This is a genomic window from Amycolatopsis benzoatilytica AK 16/65, from assembly GCF_000383915.1.
In the GTDB taxonomy this organism is placed as follows: domain Bacteria; phylum Actinomycetota; class Actinomycetes; order Mycobacteriales; family Pseudonocardiaceae; genus Amycolatopsis; species Amycolatopsis benzoatilytica.
In genome coordinates, this window is the sequence record NZ_KB912942.1 from 4,177,861 (window position 1) to 4,196,332 (window position 18,472).

Annotated in this window: 18 protein-coding genes; 7 read left to right on the top strand and 11 right to left on the bottom strand. The window is 69.9% G+C overall.

The genetic code is table 11. The features are described 5' to 3' along the window. Window positions 1-40: 40 nt before the first annotated feature. Complete coding sequence (locus tag AMYBE_RS0119130; RefSeq protein WP_020661007.1) at window positions 41-1,384, top strand: MFS transporter; 1,344 nt, start codon at window positions 41-43, stop codon at window positions 1,382-1,384. A 46-nt stretch (window positions 1,385-1,430) separates the two neighbouring features. Then, window positions 1,431-3,743 carry an FdhF/YdeP family oxidoreductase gene (locus tag AMYBE_RS0119135; RefSeq protein WP_027927796.1) on the top strand — a complete coding sequence of 771 codons (2,313 nt, stop codon included), beginning with the start codon at window positions 1,431-1,433 and terminating at the stop codon, window positions 3,741-3,743. Window positions 3,744-3,793: 50 nt separating this feature from the next. Here AMYBE_RS0119135 and AMYBE_RS0119140 read toward each other — a convergent pair whose 3' ends face one another. The 3 genes from AMYBE_RS0119140 to AMYBE_RS0119150 are packed head-to-tail and all read right to left on the bottom strand — an operon-like array spanning window position 3,794 to window position 6,441. Further along, window positions 3,794-5,221 carry an LCP family protein gene (locus tag AMYBE_RS0119140; protein ID WP_020661009.1) on the bottom strand — a complete coding sequence of 476 codons (1,428 nt, stop codon included), beginning with the start codon at window positions 5,219-5,221 and terminating at the stop codon, window positions 3,794-3,796. A 57-nt stretch (window positions 5,222-5,278) separates the two neighbouring features. Beyond that, window positions 5,279-6,022: an SDR family NAD(P)-dependent oxidoreductase gene (locus AMYBE_RS0119145; RefSeq protein WP_020661010.1), complete on the bottom strand. Its 744-nt coding sequence runs from the start codon at window positions 6,020-6,022 to the stop codon at window positions 5,279-5,281. Next, window positions 6,019-6,441 carry a VOC family protein gene (locus AMYBE_RS0119150; protein ID WP_020661011.1) on the bottom strand — a complete coding sequence of 141 codons (423 nt, stop codon included), beginning with the start codon at window positions 6,439-6,441 and terminating at the stop codon, window positions 6,019-6,021. The genes AMYBE_RS0119145 and AMYBE_RS0119150 overlap by 4 nt, the downstream gene beginning before the upstream one ends. Window positions 6,442-6,512: 71 nt before the next feature. Between AMYBE_RS0119150 and AMYBE_RS0119155 the strand changes: the two genes are divergently transcribed. Together AMYBE_RS0119155 and AMYBE_RS0119165 are read left to right on the top strand one after the other, a co-directional pair. After that, entirely contained in the window at window positions 6,513-7,181 is a 669-nt protein-coding gene (locus tag AMYBE_RS0119155) for a GntR family transcriptional regulator (protein WP_020661012.1), read from the top strand. 285 nt (window positions 7,182-7,466) lie between these two features. Beyond that, entirely contained in the window at window positions 7,467-7,805 is a 339-nt protein-coding gene (locus AMYBE_RS0119165) for a hypothetical protein (protein ID WP_020661014.1), read from the top strand. Between the two features lie 130 nt (window positions 7,806-7,935). On the opposite strand, the gene AMYBE_RS0119170 is transcribed toward AMYBE_RS0119165, so the two are convergent. Genes AMYBE_RS0119170 through AMYBE_RS0119185 form a run of 4 tightly spaced genes read right to left on the bottom strand, consistent with a single transcriptional unit; the run spans window position 7,936 to window position 11,257 of the window. Continuing rightward, a complete protein-coding gene (locus tag AMYBE_RS0119170; protein ID WP_020661015.1) occupies window positions 7,936-9,186 on the bottom strand; it encodes an MFS transporter in 1,251 nt (416 codons plus the stop codon). Continuing rightward, the gene (locus AMYBE_RS0119175; RefSeq protein ID WP_034287116.1) at window positions 9,183-9,725 is read right to left on the bottom strand and encodes an ArsR/SmtB family transcription factor; all 543 of its coding nucleotides are present in this window, start codon (window positions 9,723-9,725) and stop codon (window positions 9,183-9,185) included. The genes AMYBE_RS0119170 and AMYBE_RS0119175 overlap by 4 nt, the downstream gene beginning before the upstream one ends. Window positions 9,726-9,779: 54 nt before the next feature. Continuing rightward, complete coding sequence (locus AMYBE_RS46660; protein WP_020661017.1) at window positions 9,780-9,911, bottom strand: MFS transporter small subunit; 132 nt, start codon at window positions 9,909-9,911, stop codon at window positions 9,780-9,782. After that, a complete protein-coding gene (locus AMYBE_RS0119185; protein WP_020661018.1) occupies window positions 9,908-11,257 on the bottom strand; it encodes an OFA family MFS transporter in 1,350 nt (449 codons plus the stop codon). The genes AMYBE_RS46660 and AMYBE_RS0119185 overlap by 4 nt, the downstream gene beginning before the upstream one ends. Before the next feature lie 116 nt (window positions 11,258-11,373). Here AMYBE_RS0119185 and fdhD point away from each other — a divergent pair, with 116 nt between their 5' ends. Beyond that, complete coding sequence (fdhD, locus tag AMYBE_RS0119190) at window positions 11,374-12,198, top strand: formate dehydrogenase accessory sulfurtransferase FdhD (protein WP_020661019.1); 825 nt, start codon at window positions 11,374-11,376, stop codon at window positions 12,196-12,198. A 36-nt stretch (window positions 12,199-12,234) separates the two neighbouring features. Here the strand turns inward: fdhD and AMYBE_RS0119195 are convergent, their stop codons facing one another. Continuing rightward, the gene (locus AMYBE_RS0119195; protein ID WP_020661020.1) at window positions 12,235-13,554 is read right to left on the bottom strand and encodes a carotenoid oxygenase family protein; all 1,320 of its coding nucleotides are present in this window, start codon (window positions 13,552-13,554) and stop codon (window positions 12,235-12,237) included. A gap of 68 nt (window positions 13,555-13,622) precedes the next feature. On the opposite strand from AMYBE_RS0119195, the gene AMYBE_RS0119200 reads away from it, so the two are divergent. Together AMYBE_RS0119200 and AMYBE_RS0119205 are read left to right on the top strand one after the other, a co-directional pair. Continuing rightward, window positions 13,623-14,282: a TetR/AcrR family transcriptional regulator gene (locus tag AMYBE_RS0119200; protein ID WP_020661021.1), complete on the top strand. Its 660-nt coding sequence runs from the start codon at window positions 13,623-13,625 to the stop codon at window positions 14,280-14,282. Between the two features lie 235 nt (window positions 14,283-14,517). Continuing rightward, window positions 14,518-15,435: an alpha/beta hydrolase gene (locus AMYBE_RS0119205; RefSeq protein WP_020661022.1), complete on the top strand. Its 918-nt coding sequence runs from the start codon at window positions 14,518-14,520 to the stop codon at window positions 15,433-15,435. Between the two features lie 24 nt (window positions 15,436-15,459). On the opposite strand, the gene AMYBE_RS0119210 is transcribed toward AMYBE_RS0119205, so the two are convergent. The 3 genes from AMYBE_RS0119210 to AMYBE_RS0119220 form a co-directional block, all read right to left on the bottom strand. Then, complete coding sequence (locus AMYBE_RS0119210) at window positions 15,460-15,849, bottom strand: hypothetical protein (RefSeq protein ID WP_084470416.1); 390 nt, start codon at window positions 15,847-15,849, stop codon at window positions 15,460-15,462. 432 nt (window positions 15,850-16,281) lie between these two features. Further along, entirely contained in the window at window positions 16,282-17,577 is a 1,296-nt protein-coding gene (gene clpX, locus AMYBE_RS0119215) for an ATP-dependent Clp protease ATP-binding subunit ClpX (RefSeq protein WP_020661024.1), read from the bottom strand. A gap of 222 nt (window positions 17,578-17,799) precedes the next feature. After that, window positions 17,800-18,453 carry an ATP-dependent Clp protease proteolytic subunit gene (locus AMYBE_RS0119220; RefSeq protein ID WP_020661025.1) on the bottom strand — a complete coding sequence of 218 codons (654 nt, stop codon included), beginning with the start codon at window positions 18,451-18,453 and terminating at the stop codon, window positions 17,800-17,802. Window positions 18,454-18,472: the final 19 nt, after the last annotated feature.

Sequence of the window (18,472 nt, forward strand, 5' to 3'; positions counted from 1 at the left end):
CGCCCCCGCGAAAGCCCCGTCCCGTTTCGGCGCCCGCCTGGTGACCCCGCTGGTCGCGAGCGCCGTCCTCAACCCGATCAACTCGACTCTCATCGCCGTCGCGCTCGTCCCGATCGGGCAGGCGTTCGGCGCCGGGCCCGGCCGGACGGCCTGGCTGATCTCTTCGTTGTACCTGGCCACCGCGGTCGGCCAGCCGGTCGTCGGACTGCTCGTGGACCGCTACGGCGCCCGCCGCGTGCTGCTCGGCGGCGCGTCCGTGGTGCTGGTCGCCGGGGTCGCCGGGATGATCCCGATCTCGGTCGAATGGCTCACCGGAGTCCGCGCGGTGCTGGGCATCGGCACCTGCGCCGGATTCCCGGCCGCGATGGCCGTGCTGCGCCGCCGCGCCGACGAACTCGGCGTGGGCGTGCCCGCGCGGGTGCTGTCGGTGATGGCGATGTCCGCGCAGACCGTGATGGTGATCGGCCCGACGCTCGGCGGCGTGCTGATCGCGCTCTTCGGCTGGCCCGCGATCTTCGCGGTGAACCTGCCGCTCGCCGGCATTTCGCTGGCGCTGACTCTTGTCTGGGTCCCGAAGGACGCACCGGCGGTCAAGCCGGCCGACCCGATCGACGTCGCTGGGATCGTGCTGTTTTCCGCTTCCCTGCTGGCATTGCTCTGCTACCTGATGGCGCCTGGCATCGGGGACCTGTGGCTGCTGGCCGTCGCGATCGGGCTCGCCGCCCTGTTCGCCCGCGTCGAACTGCGTGCCCGGCGGCCGTTCATCGACCTGCGGATGCTCGGCGCGAACGGGGCCATCCTCCGCACCTATGTACGGCAGGCGCTGAGCTTCCTGGCGATCTACACGATCATGTTCGGCTACGTGCAGTGGCTGGAAGAGGCACGCGGGTTCGCCGAGTCCGTCGCCGGGCTGCTGCTCCTGCCGATGTCCGGCACCGCGGTGGCCGCTGCCGCCCTCTCCGGCCGCCCGACCGGCGTGCGGCTGCGGTTGCTGCTGGTCTCCGGGGCGCTGCTCGCCGGTTCGGTCGCGTTGCTGTTCGTGGGCAATCGGACCGCGTTGATCTGGCTGCTCGTGCTCGCCGCGTTGTTCGGGCTGGCGCAGGGGCTGACCAGCGTCGCCAACCAGACCACTCTCTACCGCGAGACACCGGCCGAGACGATGGGCACCGCGAGCGGGCTCTTCCGCACCGCGCAATACCTCGGCGCGATAGTCGCGGCCACGGTTATCGCGCAGTGCTATGGCGGCAACGCCGACTCCGGCGGACTGCACCGGCTGGCCGTCGTGCTCATCGTGACCAGCGCATTGCTGCTCGTCGTGACGGCGGCGGACCGGGCGCTGCTGCACGCGGAACGGCGGGAACGGGCCCACAACGACGCGCAATGACGACCCCCTGCTTGGGTTATGGGCCGCCAAGGCGGACGATGAAGCCATGACACGCGAAGCTCCTACTGGTGATGTGGACGAGGCCCGCTTGGAAGTGGGCAAGCCGAAGGCCTGGGCGGCCGGGATCCCGGGCGTCGCGGTGTCGCTCGCGCGCGGAGTGGAGCAAATGGGCCCAGTCCGCACCGCGAAGACGCTGCGGCTGCTGAACCAGCGCTCCGGGTTCGACTGCCCGGGCTGCGCCTGGCCGGAGCCGCGGCAGGCCGACGGAGAGAAGCGCAAGCTCGCCGAGTTCTGCGAAAACGGCGCGAAGGCGGTCGCCGAGGAGGCCACGAAGCGCCGGGTCGGCCGTGAGTTCTTCGCCGCCCACCCGGTGTCCGAACTGAACGAGCGCACCGACTACTGGCTGGGCCAGCAGGGCCGGCTCACCGAGCCGATGGTGCTGCGCGAGGGCGCCACGCACTACGAGCCGATCTCCTGGGACGACGCGTTCGGCCTGATCGCCGATGAGCTGAAGGCGCTCGCGAGCCCGGACGAGGCGATCTTCTACACCTCCGGCCGGACCAGCAACGAGGCCGCGTTCGTGTACCAGCTGCTGGTCCGCGCGTACGGCACGAACAACCTGCCGGACTGCTCGAACATGTGTCACGAGTCGTCCGGCGCGGCGCTGTCGGCGACCACCGGCATCGGCAAGGGCTCGGTGTCGCTGGCCGACCTCCACCACGCCGACCTGATCGTGGTGGTGGGCCAGAACCCGGGCACCAACCACCCGCGGATGCTGTCCGCGCTGGAGCAGGCGAAGGGCAACGGCGCGAAGGTCGTCGCCGTCAACCCGCTGCCCGAGGCCGGGCTGATGCGGTTCAAGAACCCGCAGAACGTGCGCGGGGTGATCGGCAAGGGCACGCCGCTGGCCGACGAGTTCGCCCAGATCCGGCTCGGCGGCGACCTGGCGCTGTTCCAGGCGGTCGGGCACCTGCTGCTGGAGTGGGAGGACGCCGCGCCGGGGTCCATTGTGGACCGTGCGTTCGTCGAGCAGTCCACGCACGGCTTCGAGGACTGGGCCAAGCAGCTGCGCGAGATCGACTGGCCGGAAACGGAGAAGGCGACCGGGCTGCCGCGCGAGCAGATCGAGCACATCGCCCGGATGATCGCGACCTCGGAGCGCACCATCTACTGCTGGGCGATGGGATTGACCCAGCACAAACACGCGGTGCCGACGATCGCCGAGATCGTCAACCTGGCGCTGGCGCGCGGGATGATCGGCAAGCCGGGCGCCGGTCTGTGCCCGGTGCGCGGGCACTCGAACGTCCAGGGCGACCGGACGATGGGTGTCTGGGAGAAGATGCCCGAGCAGTTCATGGACGCGCTGGACCGCGAGTTCGGCATCACCGTTCCGCGCGAGCACGGCTGGGACACCGTCGACTCGATCCGCGCGATGCTGGACGGGCGCGGCAAGGTGTTCTTCGCGATGGGCGGCAACTTCGCCTCCGCCACCCCGGATTCGGAACGGACCGCGGACGCGCTGAAGTCCTGCTCGCTGACCGTGCACGTGTCGACCAAGCTCAACCGGTCGCACGTCGTCCCCGGCCGCACCGCGCTGATCCTGCCGACGCTCGGCCGCACCGAACGCGACGAGCAGGCTTCGGGCGCCCAGTTCGTCACGGTCGAGGATTCGATGTCGCAGGTGCACGCCTCCCGCGGGCGGCTGGCCCCGGCGAGCCCGGAGCTGCTGTCCGAGGTCGCGATCGTCTGCCGGCTCGCCGCGCGCCTGCTCGGCGACGGGCACGCGGTGCCGTGGCTGTCCTTCGAGAAGGACTACGACCTGATCCGCGACCGGATCGCCGCCGTGGTGCCGGGCTGCCACGACTACAACCGGCGGGTCCGCGAGCCGGACGGGTTCGTGCTGCCGCACCCGCCGCGCGATTCGCGGGAGTTCACCGGGACGGCAACCGGCAAGGGCACCTTCACGGTGTCCGAACTGGAGTACCCGCAGGTGCCGGAAGGCCGGCTGCTGCTGCAGACGCTGCGCAGCCACGACCAGTACAACACCACGATCTACGGGCTGTCCGACCGCTACCGCGGCATCGAGGACGGCCGCCGCGTGGTGTTCGTGCACCCCGACGACCTGGCCGGGCTGGGCGTCGCAGACGGCGAAATCGTCGACCTGGTCTCGGAATGGCGTGACGGGGACCGCCGGGCGCCGAGCTTCCGGGCGGTGGCCTACCCGACGGCGCGGGGCTGCGCGGCGGCTTACTTCCCGGAGGCCAACGCGCTGGTGCCGCTGGATTCCGTCGCGGAGAAGTCGAACACGCCGGTGTCGAAGGCCGTGGTGATCCGGCTGGAGCCGCACCACCACGTCTGAGGCCTCTTGAGCGGCGGTGCCGGTCGAACCCGGCACCGCCGCTCAAGTCGTCAGTCCACGCAGTTGTCGCCGTCCGACGTCACGGGCTGCGGCTCGTCGGCTTGCGCCGGGCGGCCAGCCGTGGACCCGCCGTCGGACACCCCCGGACCGGAGTAGACCTTGCCGAGCACGACCTGGACGTGCCCGGCCGGAACGTCCGCCGATTCCTTGGTGGACAGTCCGCCCAGTTCCTTGGCCACCTGCGCGCCCTCGTCGGCGAGTCCGGCCGGGTAACGCACGACCGAAGTCCGCTGCGCGGGCGCGTTGCCCGCCGCGTTCGCGGCGAATCCCTTGCTCTTCAGCGCGTCCGCGACCCGCGCCGCGAGACCGGAGGCATCCCCGGCGTTGGAGACGTCCACCGTCGCCTTCGGCGCGGCCGGGGCGGAAGGCGGCGCGGCCGCGCCGATCAACCCGGCGGCAAACGCTTTCACCTGCACCGGATCGACCTGCACGGCGGTCGCCTTGTGGTTCGAAGGGTCGTACCGGTAGTCCGGGTTCACCACCGGGATCGTCGTGAACTGGATACCGCCGCCGGACACCCCGCGCATCTTGGTGACGAAGTCGAGGATGTTCCACGACTGGTCCAGCACCACCGACCGCTTGACCGCGTCGATGAGATCGCTCAGCTTCCCCGGGTCGGCGAGCGTGCCGGCGGACAGCACCTCGTGCGCCATCGAGGCGAGGAACACCTGCTGCCGGCGCATCCGGCCGAAGTCGGTGCCGGGCAGGTTGTCGCGCTGGCGCACGAAAGCGAGCGCGGCCCCGCCGGAGAGCCGTTGCTTGCCCGCCGGGAAGTCCGCACCCGAGTTCTCGTCCTTGGTGGCCTTCTTCAAGCACACCTCGACTCCGCCGACCGCCTTGCTGATTTCGGAGAAGCTCAGCAGGTTGACCTCGGCGTAATGGTCGATGGTGATGCCGGTGAGGTCTTCGACCGCCTGCCGGGTCGCTTTGCGCGCCGCGGTCATCGACTCCTGTTCGATCTTGTCCTTGTCGGTCTCCCCCGCCGCGCGCAGCCGCGCCGCCTCGGCCGCCTTGCCGCGGCCGAACGCGGCGTTGATCTTGCCTTTCCCGCCGGGCATCGAGACGTATGAATCGCGCGGGATCGAGAACGCCTTGACCTCCTGCTGCCCGTTCGGGATCCGCAGCACGATCAGCGTGTCGGTGAGGTCGTCGCCGTTCGGTCCGGCGCGCAGTTCCTGCAGCACGCTTTCCGGCAGCGGGTTTCCCTGCGGGTCCTTGCGCGCGTCCCGGCCGACCAACAGGATGTCCGTCGCCCCGTCGGCGGGCTGTTCGCCGCCCTCGTTCACGGCGCCGCCGCTGCCGATCACGTCGCTGCGCGTGATGTCGTCCAGCGCCTGCAGCGTCGAGTATCCGTAGGCCGTTCCGGCGAACACCACCAGCGACAGTGTTCCGGCGATGACTTTTCCTGCGATCCGCACGCCTCTCTGGACGCCGCCGGGCCTCGTTCTGCTGCATGAGTGACCCAGTTCACAGCCTCAGCGCAAGTAGGAGGCGCCGTTCAGGTCGAGGATCGAGCCGGACGCCCAGGGCGTTTCCGACGAGGCCAGGAACACCACCGCTTCGGCGATCTCCTCCGGCTCGGCGACCCGGCCGAACGGGCTCTGCCGCCGGACCTCGTCGGTGACCCGGCCGGCCACCCGCTCGGTCGCGGTGAACCCGGGCGCCACCGACGTCACCGAAATGCCGTGCGGAGCCAGTTCGACCGCCAGTGACTGGCCGAGCGCGTGCAGGGCGGCCTTGCTCGCGCCGTACGCCGGGTACTCGGGCTCGCCGCGGAACGCGCCGCGCGAGCCGATGTTCACGATCCGGCCCGGTGCACCGCGCGCGATGAGGTGGCGCGCGACGTGGAAGGAAACGTTGGCCGCGCCGAGCAGGTTGACGTCCAGTGTGTGGCGCCAGGCGGCCAGCCACTGCTCGTAGGACACTTCGGCGATCGGCGTGCGGGTTTCCGGCGTGGTGCCGACCGCGGCGTTGTTGACCAGTACGTCGACGCCGCCGAGCTTTTCTTCGGCCACGTCGGCGATCCATTGCGCGGCTTCCGGATTGCCGAGGTCGCCGGACACCAGCACGTGCCCGGCCCCGGGCAGCGCTTCGAGCGTCTCCCGCGCGGCCTCGCGGTCGGAACCGCAGTGGACGGCGATCCGGTCGCCCCGGGTGGCGAAGGCGACGGCGATGGCGCGGCCGATGCCGCGCGATGCACCCGTGACGAGGACGTTCATTTCGCGAACAGCTGCCCTTCGTCACGGAAAGCCTTGAATTCCAGCGCGTTTCCCGCCGGGTCGTGCAGGAACATCGTCCACTGCTCTCCCGGTTCGCCGGCGAAGCGCTGATACGGCTCGATCACGAACTCGGCACCCGCCGCACGCAGCCGTCCGGCCAGCTCGTGGAACCCGTCGACGTCTAACACCAGCCCGAAATGCGGAACCGGCACGTCGTGCCCGTCGACTGGATTGCGGCCGGCCTCGACACGGGCGCCGGGCACCACGTGCGTGACGACCTGGTGGCCGTGGAAGTCCCAGTCGACCCACGAGTCCGCCGAGCGTCCCTCCGCCAAGCCGAGCACGCCGCCGTAGAAGGCACGCGCTTTCGGCAGGTCGTCGACCGGGATGGCCAGGTGGAACGCGGGACGGACGGCCATGGGCACTCCTCGGGTCCGGGGCTCGGCACTTTCACGTTGACGGGCTGATGTCCGAATGTCAACATTAACCCGTGGAAGTCACCCCGCTGAGGAAGGCGGCGCGCCGCGGGCTCGCCGAGGAGGCCGCCGACCGGGTGCGCGAAGCGATCTTCGCCGGCCATTTCCCGCCCGGCGCGCCGCTGCGCGAGGTCGAGTTGGCCGCGTCGCTGGAGGTCAGCCGCGGTTCGGTGCGCGAGGGCATCGCCCAGCTCGCCAGGGAAGGCCTGGTCCGCTGCGACTGGCACCGGCCGACCACGGTGGTGGACGTGACCGCCGAAGACGTCGAAGAGGTCTACTCGGTCCGCGCCGCACTCGACCGGCTTGCCGCGGTGACCGCGCAGGCCGCCGCATCCGCCGAGGATCTCGACGCACTGGATGAGTTAGTCGAAGAATTGGCCACGGCCGTGCGCACGGATGCGGAGGGACCGCGACTGCTGGCACTGGACATCGCATTCCACGACCGCGTTTACGCGGCAGCGGGCAACGGCCGGCTCACCGAAGCCTGGGAAGCCGTGCGGTCGCAGGTGTTCCTGTTCCAGCTGCGCCGGGTTTCGCTCGGACACGAGCATTACCGCGCCCGAGTGGTGGCCGAGCACCGGGAATTGGCGGAACTGATCCGGGCGGGAGACCGGGACCGGCTTTCCCGGGTGGCGGAAGCGCACGTCCATTCGGCACGGGAGAGCCTGCTTTCTGGATTGTGACCCGGATCCGCCCCAGCAGATTTGTCCGGGCGGAGAGAATTTCCGGGTGCGGGTCCAGGACGCGTCGCCCGAAAAGGCCATCCGTCCAGCATCTCCGACCGGCTCTGGTTCGGCGCGACGCGCGGACTCGGCGCGGCTCTGGCGGCCGGGACGCTGGTGAGCTTCGGGTCGGGATACTTCGCGGGCGGAGCAGCGTCCGGCGCGCTGTTCGCGCTCGTCTACCGCCGCTGATCCGGGTAGTTTCACGGATTCGCCCGCGCCGCCCGGACCGGCAGCATCAGCGGGGTGAACACCGAACCGAGCCGGGCGCGCGTCGCGGTAACCGGCGCACTGCACGGCATCGTCGCGTCGCTCGCCTGCGCCCTCGTACTGGCCGGGATCGCGCTAGCGGTGTGCAACGGCGCGCACGAACTGTCGCTGCCGGTGCTGTTCGCCATCATCCTGCTCACCAGCTTCCTCCACTTCTGGTACGTCCTGCTGGTTGCCGCCGCCGGGATCAGCGCATTGGCAGCCGGAGCCGGGCGGCCGGGGCGGGCGGCGCGACGGGTGTGGTGCACCGTCGCGCCGCTCACCCTCGTCTTCCCGATCTTCGCGTTCTCCTTCGCGACCGTTCAGGCGCGATAGCCGGTTTCTCCCCAGGGCATCCGCAACTTCCGGACAGTCCGGGCCAGCGGAGGTCGCCGCTCGCCCTACCCAGACCAGGAAAGCGGTTCCCGGCGCGCGCCTGGCGGTCGCCGCCGCGTGAGCACCTTGCTCACGCGGCGGCCATCGCTGGAGAGGCCTTCGCCCGCGCCAACGCGGCTTCTACCCGCTTGTTGCTCGTCATCGTGATCGTCACCAGCGTCATCGAGACCAGCACTCCGGAGGCCGCCAGATACGGGACGCGCAACCCGGCCTGAGCCGCGAGCCAGCCGCCGAGCACCGCGCCCAGCGGAGCCGCAGAGGCGCCGACCAGCCGTGTCGCCGCCGCCACCCGGCCCATCAGCCGAGCCGGCACGATGACCTGCCGCAGCGACGCACCGAGCACCATCGTCGTCCCCATCGCGCAGCCGAGCACCGCGAACATCGCGCCGGCGAACCACGGGTCGCGCGCCAGCCCGAACGCCAGCGTCGCACCGCCTTCCACGAGCGCCGTGACGGTGAGCGCGGTACCCGTGCCCAGCAGCTTCTCCACTGGCCCGGCCAGCACCATCGCGCCCAGCAACCCGCCGGCCGCCTCCGCGGACAGCAGCAGGCCGAAGCCCGCCGAGTGCAGTTTCAGCTCGCCCTGCGCGAACAGGACCAGCACCGCGCCGAACGCGCCGAACGCCAGGTTTCCCACTGCTGGACGCAAGGAAAGCCCCAGCAGCAGCTTGTCCTTGAGCACGTACCCGAACCCTTCCTTCGCGTCCGCCCACACCGAACGTCCCGGATCCCGCTCCGGCACCGGGGTCCGCGGCAGCGTCCGGATCAGCACCGCACTAGCCACAAACGACAGTGCATCGGCCGCGAAAGGCAGCATCCGGCCTGCCGCGAACAGGAAACTGCCGGCCGGCGGCCCGGCGAACTGTCCGCCCGCGCTGGACCCGCCGCGCAGGTAGCCGTTGGCCCGGCGGAGCAAGGTCTGGTCGCGGTCCAGCAGATCCGGCAAGTACGCCTGTGCGGCGACATCGAAGAACAGCCCGGCGGAGCCCAGCAGGAACGCGACCGCGAGCAGCACCGGGATGCTGAGCCAGCCCAGCATCCCGGCCACGACGGTCAGCGCCAGCAGCGCCGCCCGGCCTGCATCGGCGACCCACATCGTGCGCCGCCGGTCCCAGCGGTCGACCAGCGCGCCGGCGAACAGCCCGGCCAGCGGGTACGGCGCGAACACCGCCACCGTGACCAGACTGACCACCAGCGGATCGCTGTCCAGCACCACGGCCATGAGCGGCAGCGCGGCCGCGGTCGCGCCGTCGCCGACGGAACTGATCGTCGCCGCGGTCCACAAGCGACCGAACGACCGGGGCATGATCGGCTTGGTCATCGGGCCGCTCCGGGACCCGGCCGGAAGAACGCGACCGCGACGGTGGCCGCCGGGGCGGCCGGATCGCGCGCCTCGATCATCTCGTCCAGCAGCGCTTCCAGCCGCCGCTCGAACTCCGCGAACTGGTCCTCGCTCAGCCGGGAGTGCCCGAGCCGGACGTACCGCTCGGAGCCCTGCTCGGCGGTCGCCAGGTCGTCTAGCGCGTGCTGCATCAGCACGTCCCGCTGGCCGGCCACCGGTTCGGGCAACTGAATGCCCCGCCCGGCGATCGCGTAGTAGCGCTCGAGCACGCCGCGCACCTTGCGGGTGCGCACCACGTGCACGATCCCAGCTCGCTCCAGCACCCGCATGTGGTAGCTGGAACTGCCCTTCGCGATGCCGAGCCGCTCGGCGACCTGCGTGATCGTCGCCGGCTCGTCGCGCAGCACGGCGAGCACCCGGTGCCGCACGAGGTTGCTCACCGCACGCAGCTGTTCGGCGGTCTCCACCCGGACAGCGTCTTCTCGCGGGTCGTCGCCCGCTGGTCTCTCCCCAGTCATGCGGACAATGGTCAACGACTCTTGACCATTTGTCCAGCTCTCTTTCGGCGGGCCTCATCCGCCGAACAGCACGACCACCTTCCGGACCAGCTCGACCACGCCGTAGCCGAACGGGGCGAGCACCCACAGCCAGGCGATCACCAGCAGGAACGTGCGGCCGCCAGACCGGCCCTGACTTGCGCTCATGCCGCGCTCCTCGCTTTCTCGCCGACGGGTTCGTGGTACTTCGCGCTGACCGGGCGCACGCATTCGTTCGCGACGAACCCGACCACCAGCAGGCCGATCATGATCCAGAACGACAGCGCGTACAGGTCCGGCCCGGTCTTCCCGGCGGCCTTCTGGCTGTCCGCGATGCCGTCCACGATCAGCGGCCCGAGCACGCCCGCCGCGGACCACGCGGTGAGCAGCCTGCCGTGGATCGCGCCGACCTGATAAGTGCCGAACAAGTCCTTGAGATACGCCGGAAGCGTGGAGAAGCCGCCGCCGTAGAAGGAAAGGATGAGCATCGCGCACAACACGAACACCAGCTTCGACGCGTTCGTGGTCAGCGCGATCACCAGGTACAACAGCGCCCCGACGCCGAGATAGAACCGGTAGATGTTCTTGCGCCCGACCAGATCCGAGGCGGACGACCAGACGAACCGGCCCAGCATGTTGGTCAGCGAAAGCAGCGCGACGAACCCGGCGGCGGATGCCGTGCCCACCGGTGCCGAGGTGCCCTTGAAGAAGTCGGTGATCATCGGCGCGGCCTTCTCCAGGATGCCGATGCCGGCGGTCACGTTGAGGCACAGCACGATCCAGAGGCACCAGAACTGCGGCGTCTTCAACGCGTTCGCGGCCGACACGTTCGCCGTCGACACCAGCGGCCTGGGTGCCGCCTGCGCCGCCTCGCGCGCCGGGCGCCAGTCGTCGGCCGGGACGCGGACGAGCAGCACGCCCATGGTCATGAACACCGCATACACGAGACCGTGGACGAGGAAGGCCATCGCGATGTCGTTCGAAGTGGGCGCGGTGCCGAGCATCGCCGACGACCACGGCGAGGCGATCAGCGCGCCGCCGCCGAAGCCCATGATGGCGATCCCGGTGGCCATGCCCGGCCGGTCCGGAAACCACTTGATCAGCGTGGACACCGGCGAGATGTAGCCGATGCCGAGCCCGACGCCGCCGACTCCGCCGTAGCCGAGCACGACGAGCCAGAACTGCCCGGTGGCGACGCCGAGCGCGGCCAGCAGGAAACCGGTCGAGAAGCAGACCGTGGCGACGGTCATCGCCCAGCGCGGGCCGTTGCGCTCGACCAGGGTGCCGCCGAACGCGGCGGACAGGCCCAGCATCACGATGCCGAGCTGGAACGGCAGCCCGGACTGGGTGCCGGACAGGCCGAGAGTCTTCTCCAGCGGAGTCTTGAAAACGCTCCACGCGTAGGCTTGGCCGATCGAAAGGTGGATCGACAACGCTGCGGGCGGCACCAGCCAGCGGGTCCATCCGGGCGGTGCGACGATGCGGGCACGGGCAAGGAAGCCGGGGACAGCCATCGGCAGTCTCCTCCCAACAGTGACGAGGTGCTGGGAATGTATTACCAAATCCTCGACGTTGCACAGCATGATTGTCGAAGGTTTGTCCGTGCGGACACCGAAGAGCGGAGCGGGCGATGGGCAGAGTGACGGTGCGGCGGCCGGTGCGGCGGATTTCCGCGGCCGGGGAACGGCGCCGGCCGGACTCGCTGGCCGCGGAGGAGCCGCTGGAGCTGCGGGTCGGCGGCAAGGCGCTCGCGGTGACCATGCGCACCCCCGGCCACGACGTCGAACTGGCGCACGGCTTCCTGCTTTCCGAGGGCGTGCTGGGGTCGCGGGAGGACGTCGCGGTGGCGCGCTACTGCGACGGCGTCGACGACCAGGGCCGCAACACCTACAACGTGCTCGACATCGCGCTCGCCGAGGGAGTCGCCCCGCCGGACACCGGCGTCGAGCGAAACTTCTACACCACGTCCTCGTGCGGCGTCTGCGGCAAGGCCGCGCTCGACGCGGTGAAGCTGCGCAGCCGGTTCTCCCCCGCCTCGTCGGAGTTCACGGTGAAGACCGACGTCCTCACCCAGATGCCGGACCGGCTGAGAGAACAGCAGAAGGTGTTCTCCTCCACCGGCGGGCTGCACGCCGCCGGACTGTTCACTGCGGACGGCCAGCTGGCGGTCGTGCGCGAAGACGTCGGACGGCACAACGCGGTGGACAAGGTGCTCGGCTGGGCGCTGCAGGCGGGCCGGATCCCCGCCCCGGACCTGGGACTGCTGGTCTCCGGCCGCGCCTCGTTCGAGCTGGTGCAGAAGGCCGCGATGGCCGGCATCGGCCTGCTCGCCGCGGTGTCCGCGCCCTCGTCGCTGGCGGTCGAGCTAGCCGAGGAGAACGGCATGACGCTCATCGGCTTCCTGCGCGGCGACAGCATGAACCTCTACACCGGAGACCAGCGGCTGCTGACCTGATCGGCCCGGCCGACGGGGCGCCGGCCGGGCCGCCGGTCACGCTCCGGCGGGCACCCAGTTCCCGTGGAAGCCGTGCGGGACCCGGTCCGGCAGGTGTACCGCGGCGACGGTTTCCAGAGTGCCCGCATCGAGCACGACAAGATCGCTGCGCGCCTCGGCCGCGTCGTAGACATAGCCCATCAGCACGCCCTCGTCCTCGCCCGCGTCCGGCCGGGACGGGACGAACACGAACTCGCCCGGCTCGCGCCCGGCGCCGAAGCGGCGCGCTTCGGTGCTGCCCTTGTGCAGGTCGTGCTTGTACACCGCACCGACGCTTCCGGCCCGGTCGTCCACCGCCGTGGAGTAGCCGTAGCGGTGCGGGAGGCCGACCAGTCGCTCGTCGACGCGCGGGAATTCCTGGCCGCGGTCGTCGATGCGCTCCTCGGCCACTTTTCCGGCCGCGAGGTCGACCGTCCACCGGTCCAGCGTCGGTTCGCCCTCGGCCGGACCGTGCAGCGCGCGGTCGAACATCTTCGGGTGGCGCACGACGTCGAGCACGATCCGGTCGCCGTCGTCGTAGGCGTTGAGCGGGTGGAAGACATAGCACTGCCCGATGTCGAACCAGCGGACATCGCCGTTGTCCCCCTCGCGCGGCATCACGCCGACGCGCGCCGGATAGTCCGGATTCCACCGGTAGGGCAAGGCGCTCACTCCGCGGCCGGTGCGCGCGGTCAGCGGGTCCGGCACGTCGACCGGCACCGGGGCCTGGTCCAGGTCCAAGGTCACCGGCAGGTCGTAGAACACGACGTGCCGTTCGGTGAGCGAGAAGTCGTGCATCATCGGCGCGCCGGTCACCTCGACGTCGACGGTGCGCCGTACCCGGCCGTCCGCCCCGACGACCGAGTACTGCACGCGGTTGCCCACCCCGAACTGGTAGGAGACGGCGTGCAGCTCGCCGGTCCGCGGGTCGCGCTTGGGATGCGCGGTGTAGCCGCCGCCAGGCAGCGTGCCGCCGAAGTCGCAGACGCCGAGGGTGTCCAGTTCCTCGCTGAGCTCCCACTGCGGCAGGCCGCCTTCGACCAGCGCGATCGTTCGCCCGGCGTGCCCGATCACGTTGGTGTTCGCGCCGCCTTCGGCAGTGCCGACCCGACGGCTGCGGTACCACTCGGCCCGCCCGCCGCGCAGCCGCACGCCGTGCACCATGCCGCGGCCGAGGAACCAGTGGTGCGTTTCCGGGTCCGGATGCTCCGCGTTCGGCCCGTTGCGCAGGTACCGGCCGTCCAGGTACTCGGGCAGCTGCCCGGTGACGACCAGCCGCGTGCTCGTGTACTCGCGCTCGATCGGCGCGAAGTTCCCTTCCAGGAAGTGATTGCCCATGTCCCGCTCCCAGTTTCATAACGTGGTTATGGACCCGGTATAACAGAGTTATAGGGATACTGGCAACCATGAGCGAGCGGACCCGGAGCGAACAGACGCGGGCGAACCTGGTGACGGCGGCGATCCGGCTGCTCGGCCAGGGCGGGACTGAGGCCCTGCAAGCGCGCAAACTGGCCGCGGAGATCGGCGCGTCCACGATGGCCGTCTACACCTACTTCGGCGGCATGTCCGGACTCACCGAGGCCGTTGCCCGCGAAGGGTTCAGACGACTGACCGCGAACCTGACGGAGGTCGAGCGGACCGGCGATCCAGTAGCCGACCTGTACGGGCTGGCGCTCGCCTATCGCCGGACCGCGGTGGACCACCCGGAACTGTTCACGCTGATGTTCCGCGAGGCCGGCGCTCGGGGGCAGGCAGTGAGCGACCTCGTCCGGGCGAACGCGGAGGTCGAAGCCGCCGACTCGTTCCGCAGCCTGGTCGCCGCCACCGAACGCGCGATCGCCGCCCAGCGGCTGTACGGCGAGCCGATCTCGGTCGCGTCGCAGATCTGGAGCGCCCTGCACGGCTACGTGACACTCGAACTCCTCGGCCACTTCGGGACGGAGGACCGGGGAGTGACGGAGGTCATGGGCCCGCTGGGCGTGACCTTGATGATCGGCCTCGGCGATAAACCGGACATGGCTCGCGCTTCAGCGGCCACCTTCGCCCGGACGGCACCGGCCGAATAGCCGCACGTTGGCCGCCGAGTCCGCTTTCCTGCCTCCCGTAGCCTATTCGTGACCTGATCTCGCCACCGCCTGAAACCTTCCGTACACGGTCGGTCGTTTTCGCCGGCGAACCCTGGAACGCGCCGTGCTTGCCTGTCACCCTCGAATCGGTGCGCCCGGTCACAACTGCACAGCGAATTCAGGGAAAGGCAACTTTCCGGCGATTCGCTGCGTCTTAGGCTGTGTGGGTGAGGGGGTGCGGGTGAACGAGCCAACCGAGGGCCGGCGGCGGGTCAGCCGCCGGTCGTTGCTGATCGCGGGGGCTTCGGGCCTCGGCGTGGCCGGGCTCGCGGCGGGGACCGCGACCGGAGTCGTGCCGTTCAACCAGGCGTTGCAGCGCGCGCTGGGCGTCGCATCGTCCACTCCGGTCACTCAGCTGGGCAGCATGCGGGTGGAACGGGTGTACTCGCACGCCCGCGGCCGCCAGGTCGATCTCGTTTTCCTGTTGCCGAGCAAAAAGCCCCCGGCCGGCCTGCCGATGTCGCTGATGCTGCACGGCCTGCACGGTTCCGCCCGCACCGCCGCGCCGAGCGGGCTGCTGAAGCAGCTCGGCAGCGACGTCGCACGCAAGGCGGTGCCCGCGTACGGCTACGTCGCGGTGGACGGCGGCGACAACTACTGGCACCAGGTCCGGCCGGGCGACGACCCGATGGCGATGCTGCTGGAGGAAGTCCCGCAGTGGCTGCGCGCCCGCGGTTTCGGCGGCGCGGACGGCACGCCGTTCGCCTGCTCCGGCGTGTCCATGGGCGGTTTCGGCGCGCTGCTCTACGGCCGCCGCCGGGTCGAGCGCCGTCAGCCGCCCGCCGCGATCGCCGCGATCGCGCCGGCTCTGATCACGTCCTGGCAGGAAATGGCGAAACGCCGCATTTTCACCGGAATGACGGACTGGACGTCACTGGACCCGCTGCGCCATCTGACCGCCCTGCAGGGCATTCCGACAGCGGTCTATTGCGGCACCGAAGATTCGTTCATCACTGGCGTACGCCGGTATATCGCGGAAACGCACCCGGCGATCGGGTATACCGCGCACGGGAAGCACAGCGATACCTTTTTCCGGACCACGGTACCGAGCCTGGTCGGTTTTCTTGGGAAGCATTTGCCGAAGAAGGCGTAAACCTGGTGAACGCGTAAACCCGGTTCAGGACACCCAGCGAGCGACGACGGAAATCACCCAGAACCCGCCCATCGCGGCGAGGGCGGTCAGCACCGACCAGCGCAGCCGGTGGGCACTGGTCTCGGCGTCGCGCAACTGGCGCAGGAACAGCCAGGACACGACGAACAGCGGGATCGGCAGCAGCGGCAGCGCCGACAGCCGGGTGCCGCACGCGACCAGGCAGACGAGCGTGAACAGCGCCAGCATGATCTCCGACGCGCGAACCAGCCACGGGAAGCGCGTCAGCACGGACGCGGCCACCCGCTCGCTCAACTCGAGGATGCCGACCGGCGTCGCCGACTGCTCAGCGGACACCGCCTCGCCGGGGTCGGCAGTCTCGTCCCCGGTGGGTGCGGTCAGCGGCACTGTTGTCATCCTGTCCATTATCGCGCCTGCCGCGGACGGGCTCGCAGCCGACTCCTGCTAAGGCCCGGCAACCGGCCGGAACGGGCACCGGGCCTGCACGGCCCGGCCCGGCGGGACGTACTGCGGTTCGGCCGCCGCGACGGCGCCGGCATCACCCGATCGGTCCTGCGTCCAGAATGCCAGAAGCCTCTCCCCGCCGCCTCGACTTTCACCCGCTCCGGCGCGCGCGGCCCTTGGATTCTCTCCGCGGAACGTGCTCAGCCCCTGCCCCAAGTCCGTGAAGGGCCCCTTGAGGGAATCTGAGTCCCTCAAGGGGCCCTTCACGGACCGTCGACCAGGCCGCCGCGGGGAGCTGCCGGGAGCCGCCGGGAGCCGCCGGGAGCCGCAAAACAAAACCCCGGCCTCGCCCAGAGGGCGCGACCGGGGCAGTGAAACCAACCCTCAGGCAGACTTCTCGCCACGCTCGCTGCGCGTCCGCCGGGTAGGCTGCCGAGCCACGATCGTCGGGTTCACGTTCTCCCGCACCGTCTGCTCGGTGATGACGACCTTGGCCACGTCCTCGCGGCTGGGAATGTCGTACATGACCGGCTGGAGGACTTCCTCCATGATCGCCCGCAGGCCGCGAGCGCCAGTCCCGCGCAGCACCGCCTGGTCCGCGATCGCCTCCAGCGCGGTCTTGGTGAATTCCAGCTCGACGTTGTCCATCTCGAACAGCTTCTTGTACTGCTTCACCAGCGCGTTGCGCGGCTGGGTGAGGATCGAGACGAGCGATTCCTTGTCCAGGTGGTTCACCGTCGCCACGACCGGGAGCCGGCCGATGAACTCCGGGATCAGCCCGAACTTGATCAGGTCCTCCGGCATCGTGTCGGAGAAGACGTCGCTGCCCTCGATCTCGGCCTTGGTGCGGATCTCCGCGCCGAAGCCGAGGCCGCGCTTGCCGACCCGCTCGTTGATGATCTTTTCCAGCCCGGCGAACGCGCCCGCCACGATGAACAGCACGTTCGTGGTGTCGATCTGGATGAACTCCTGGTGCGGGTGCTTGCGCCCGCCCTGCGGAGGCACCGACGCGGTGGTGCCCTCGAGGATCTTCAGCAGCGCCTGCTGCACGCCCTCGCCGGACACGTCGCGGGTGATCGACGGGTTCTCGCTCTTGCGGGCGATCTTGTCGACCTCGTCGATGTAGATGATGCCGGTCTCGGCGCGTTTGACGTCGTAGTCGGCGGCCTGGATGAGCTTGAGCAGGATGTTCTCGACGTCCTCGCCGACGTAGCCGGCCTCGGTCAGCGCGGTGGCGTCGGCGATGGCGAACGGCACGTTCAGCAGCTTCGCGAGCGTCTGCGCGAGGTAGGTCTTGCCGCAACCGGTCGGGCCGAGCATCAGGATGTTCGATTTGGCGAGCTCGACCGGCTCGTCCTTGGAGTCCTTCGGGCCGGACTTGTCGTCCGCCTGGATCCGCTTGTAGTGGTTGTACACCGCGACCGCGAGCGTCTTCTTCGCGTCGTCCTGGCCGATGATGTACTGCTCGAGGAACTCGTGGATGTCGGCGGGCTTCGGGAGCTCGTCGAGCTTCACGTCACCGGCCTCGGCCAGTTCCTCTTCGATGATCTCGTTGCAGAGGTCGATGCACTCGTCGCAGATGTACACCCCTGGCCCGGCAATGAGCTTCTTCACCTGCTTCTGACTCTTCCCGCAGAAAGAACACTTCAGCAGGTCGCCGCCGTCACCGATCCGTGCCATGGCCGTTGACCTCGTCCCCTCCGGTGCGCGCTGCGCACCTGCACTACTCTTTCGCGGCCCCGGGTCTGCCGGGCGTTCCCGGGGTCCGACACGCATTGCCATCGACGGTACCCGCCCGAAGGCGTGGGCGGGAACACCCGACCCCTTCGAGCACGTCGACGACCGACAGTAGACCAGCGGGCCGGTGCGCGCCGTGATTCGCCGCGCACCGGCCCGTCGCGGTCAGTTCGCCGATGCCTTCCGGTACGGGAGCACCTCGTCGATCAGGCCGTAAGCCTTGGCTTCCTCGGCGGTGAGGATCTTGTCCCGCTCGATGTCGGCCTTGATCTCGTCCGGTTCCTTGCCCGTGTGCTTGCCGAGGATGATCTCCATCTGGCGGCGCACGCGCTGGATCTCGTTGGCCTGGATTTCCAGGTCGGAGACCTGCCCGTAGGTGCCCTCGGTGGCCGGCTGGTGGATCAGCACGCGCGCGTTCGGCAGCGCCATGCGCTTGCCCGGCGTGCCCGCCGCCAGCAGCACCGCGGCGGCCGAGGCAGCCTGGCCGAGGCACACGGTGGAGATGTCCGGGCGGATGTACTGCATGGTGTCGTAGATCGCCATCAGCGACGTGAACGACCCGCCAGGGGAGTTGATGTAGATGCTGATGTCGCGGTCCGGGTCCTCGTGCTCGAGGTGCAGCAGCTGGGCCATCACGTCGTTGGCCGACGCGTCGTCCACCTGCACGCCGAGGAAGATCGTCCGCTCCTCGTACAGCTTGTTGTACGGGTTGGACTCCTTCACGCCGTAGCTGGTGCGCTCGACGTAGGACGGCAGGATGTACCGCGACTGGGGGGTCTGCGGTGCCCGGAAGTCACCCGGGAGCCGGAAGTTGCTCATGAGAGGTCTCCTGTGTGCT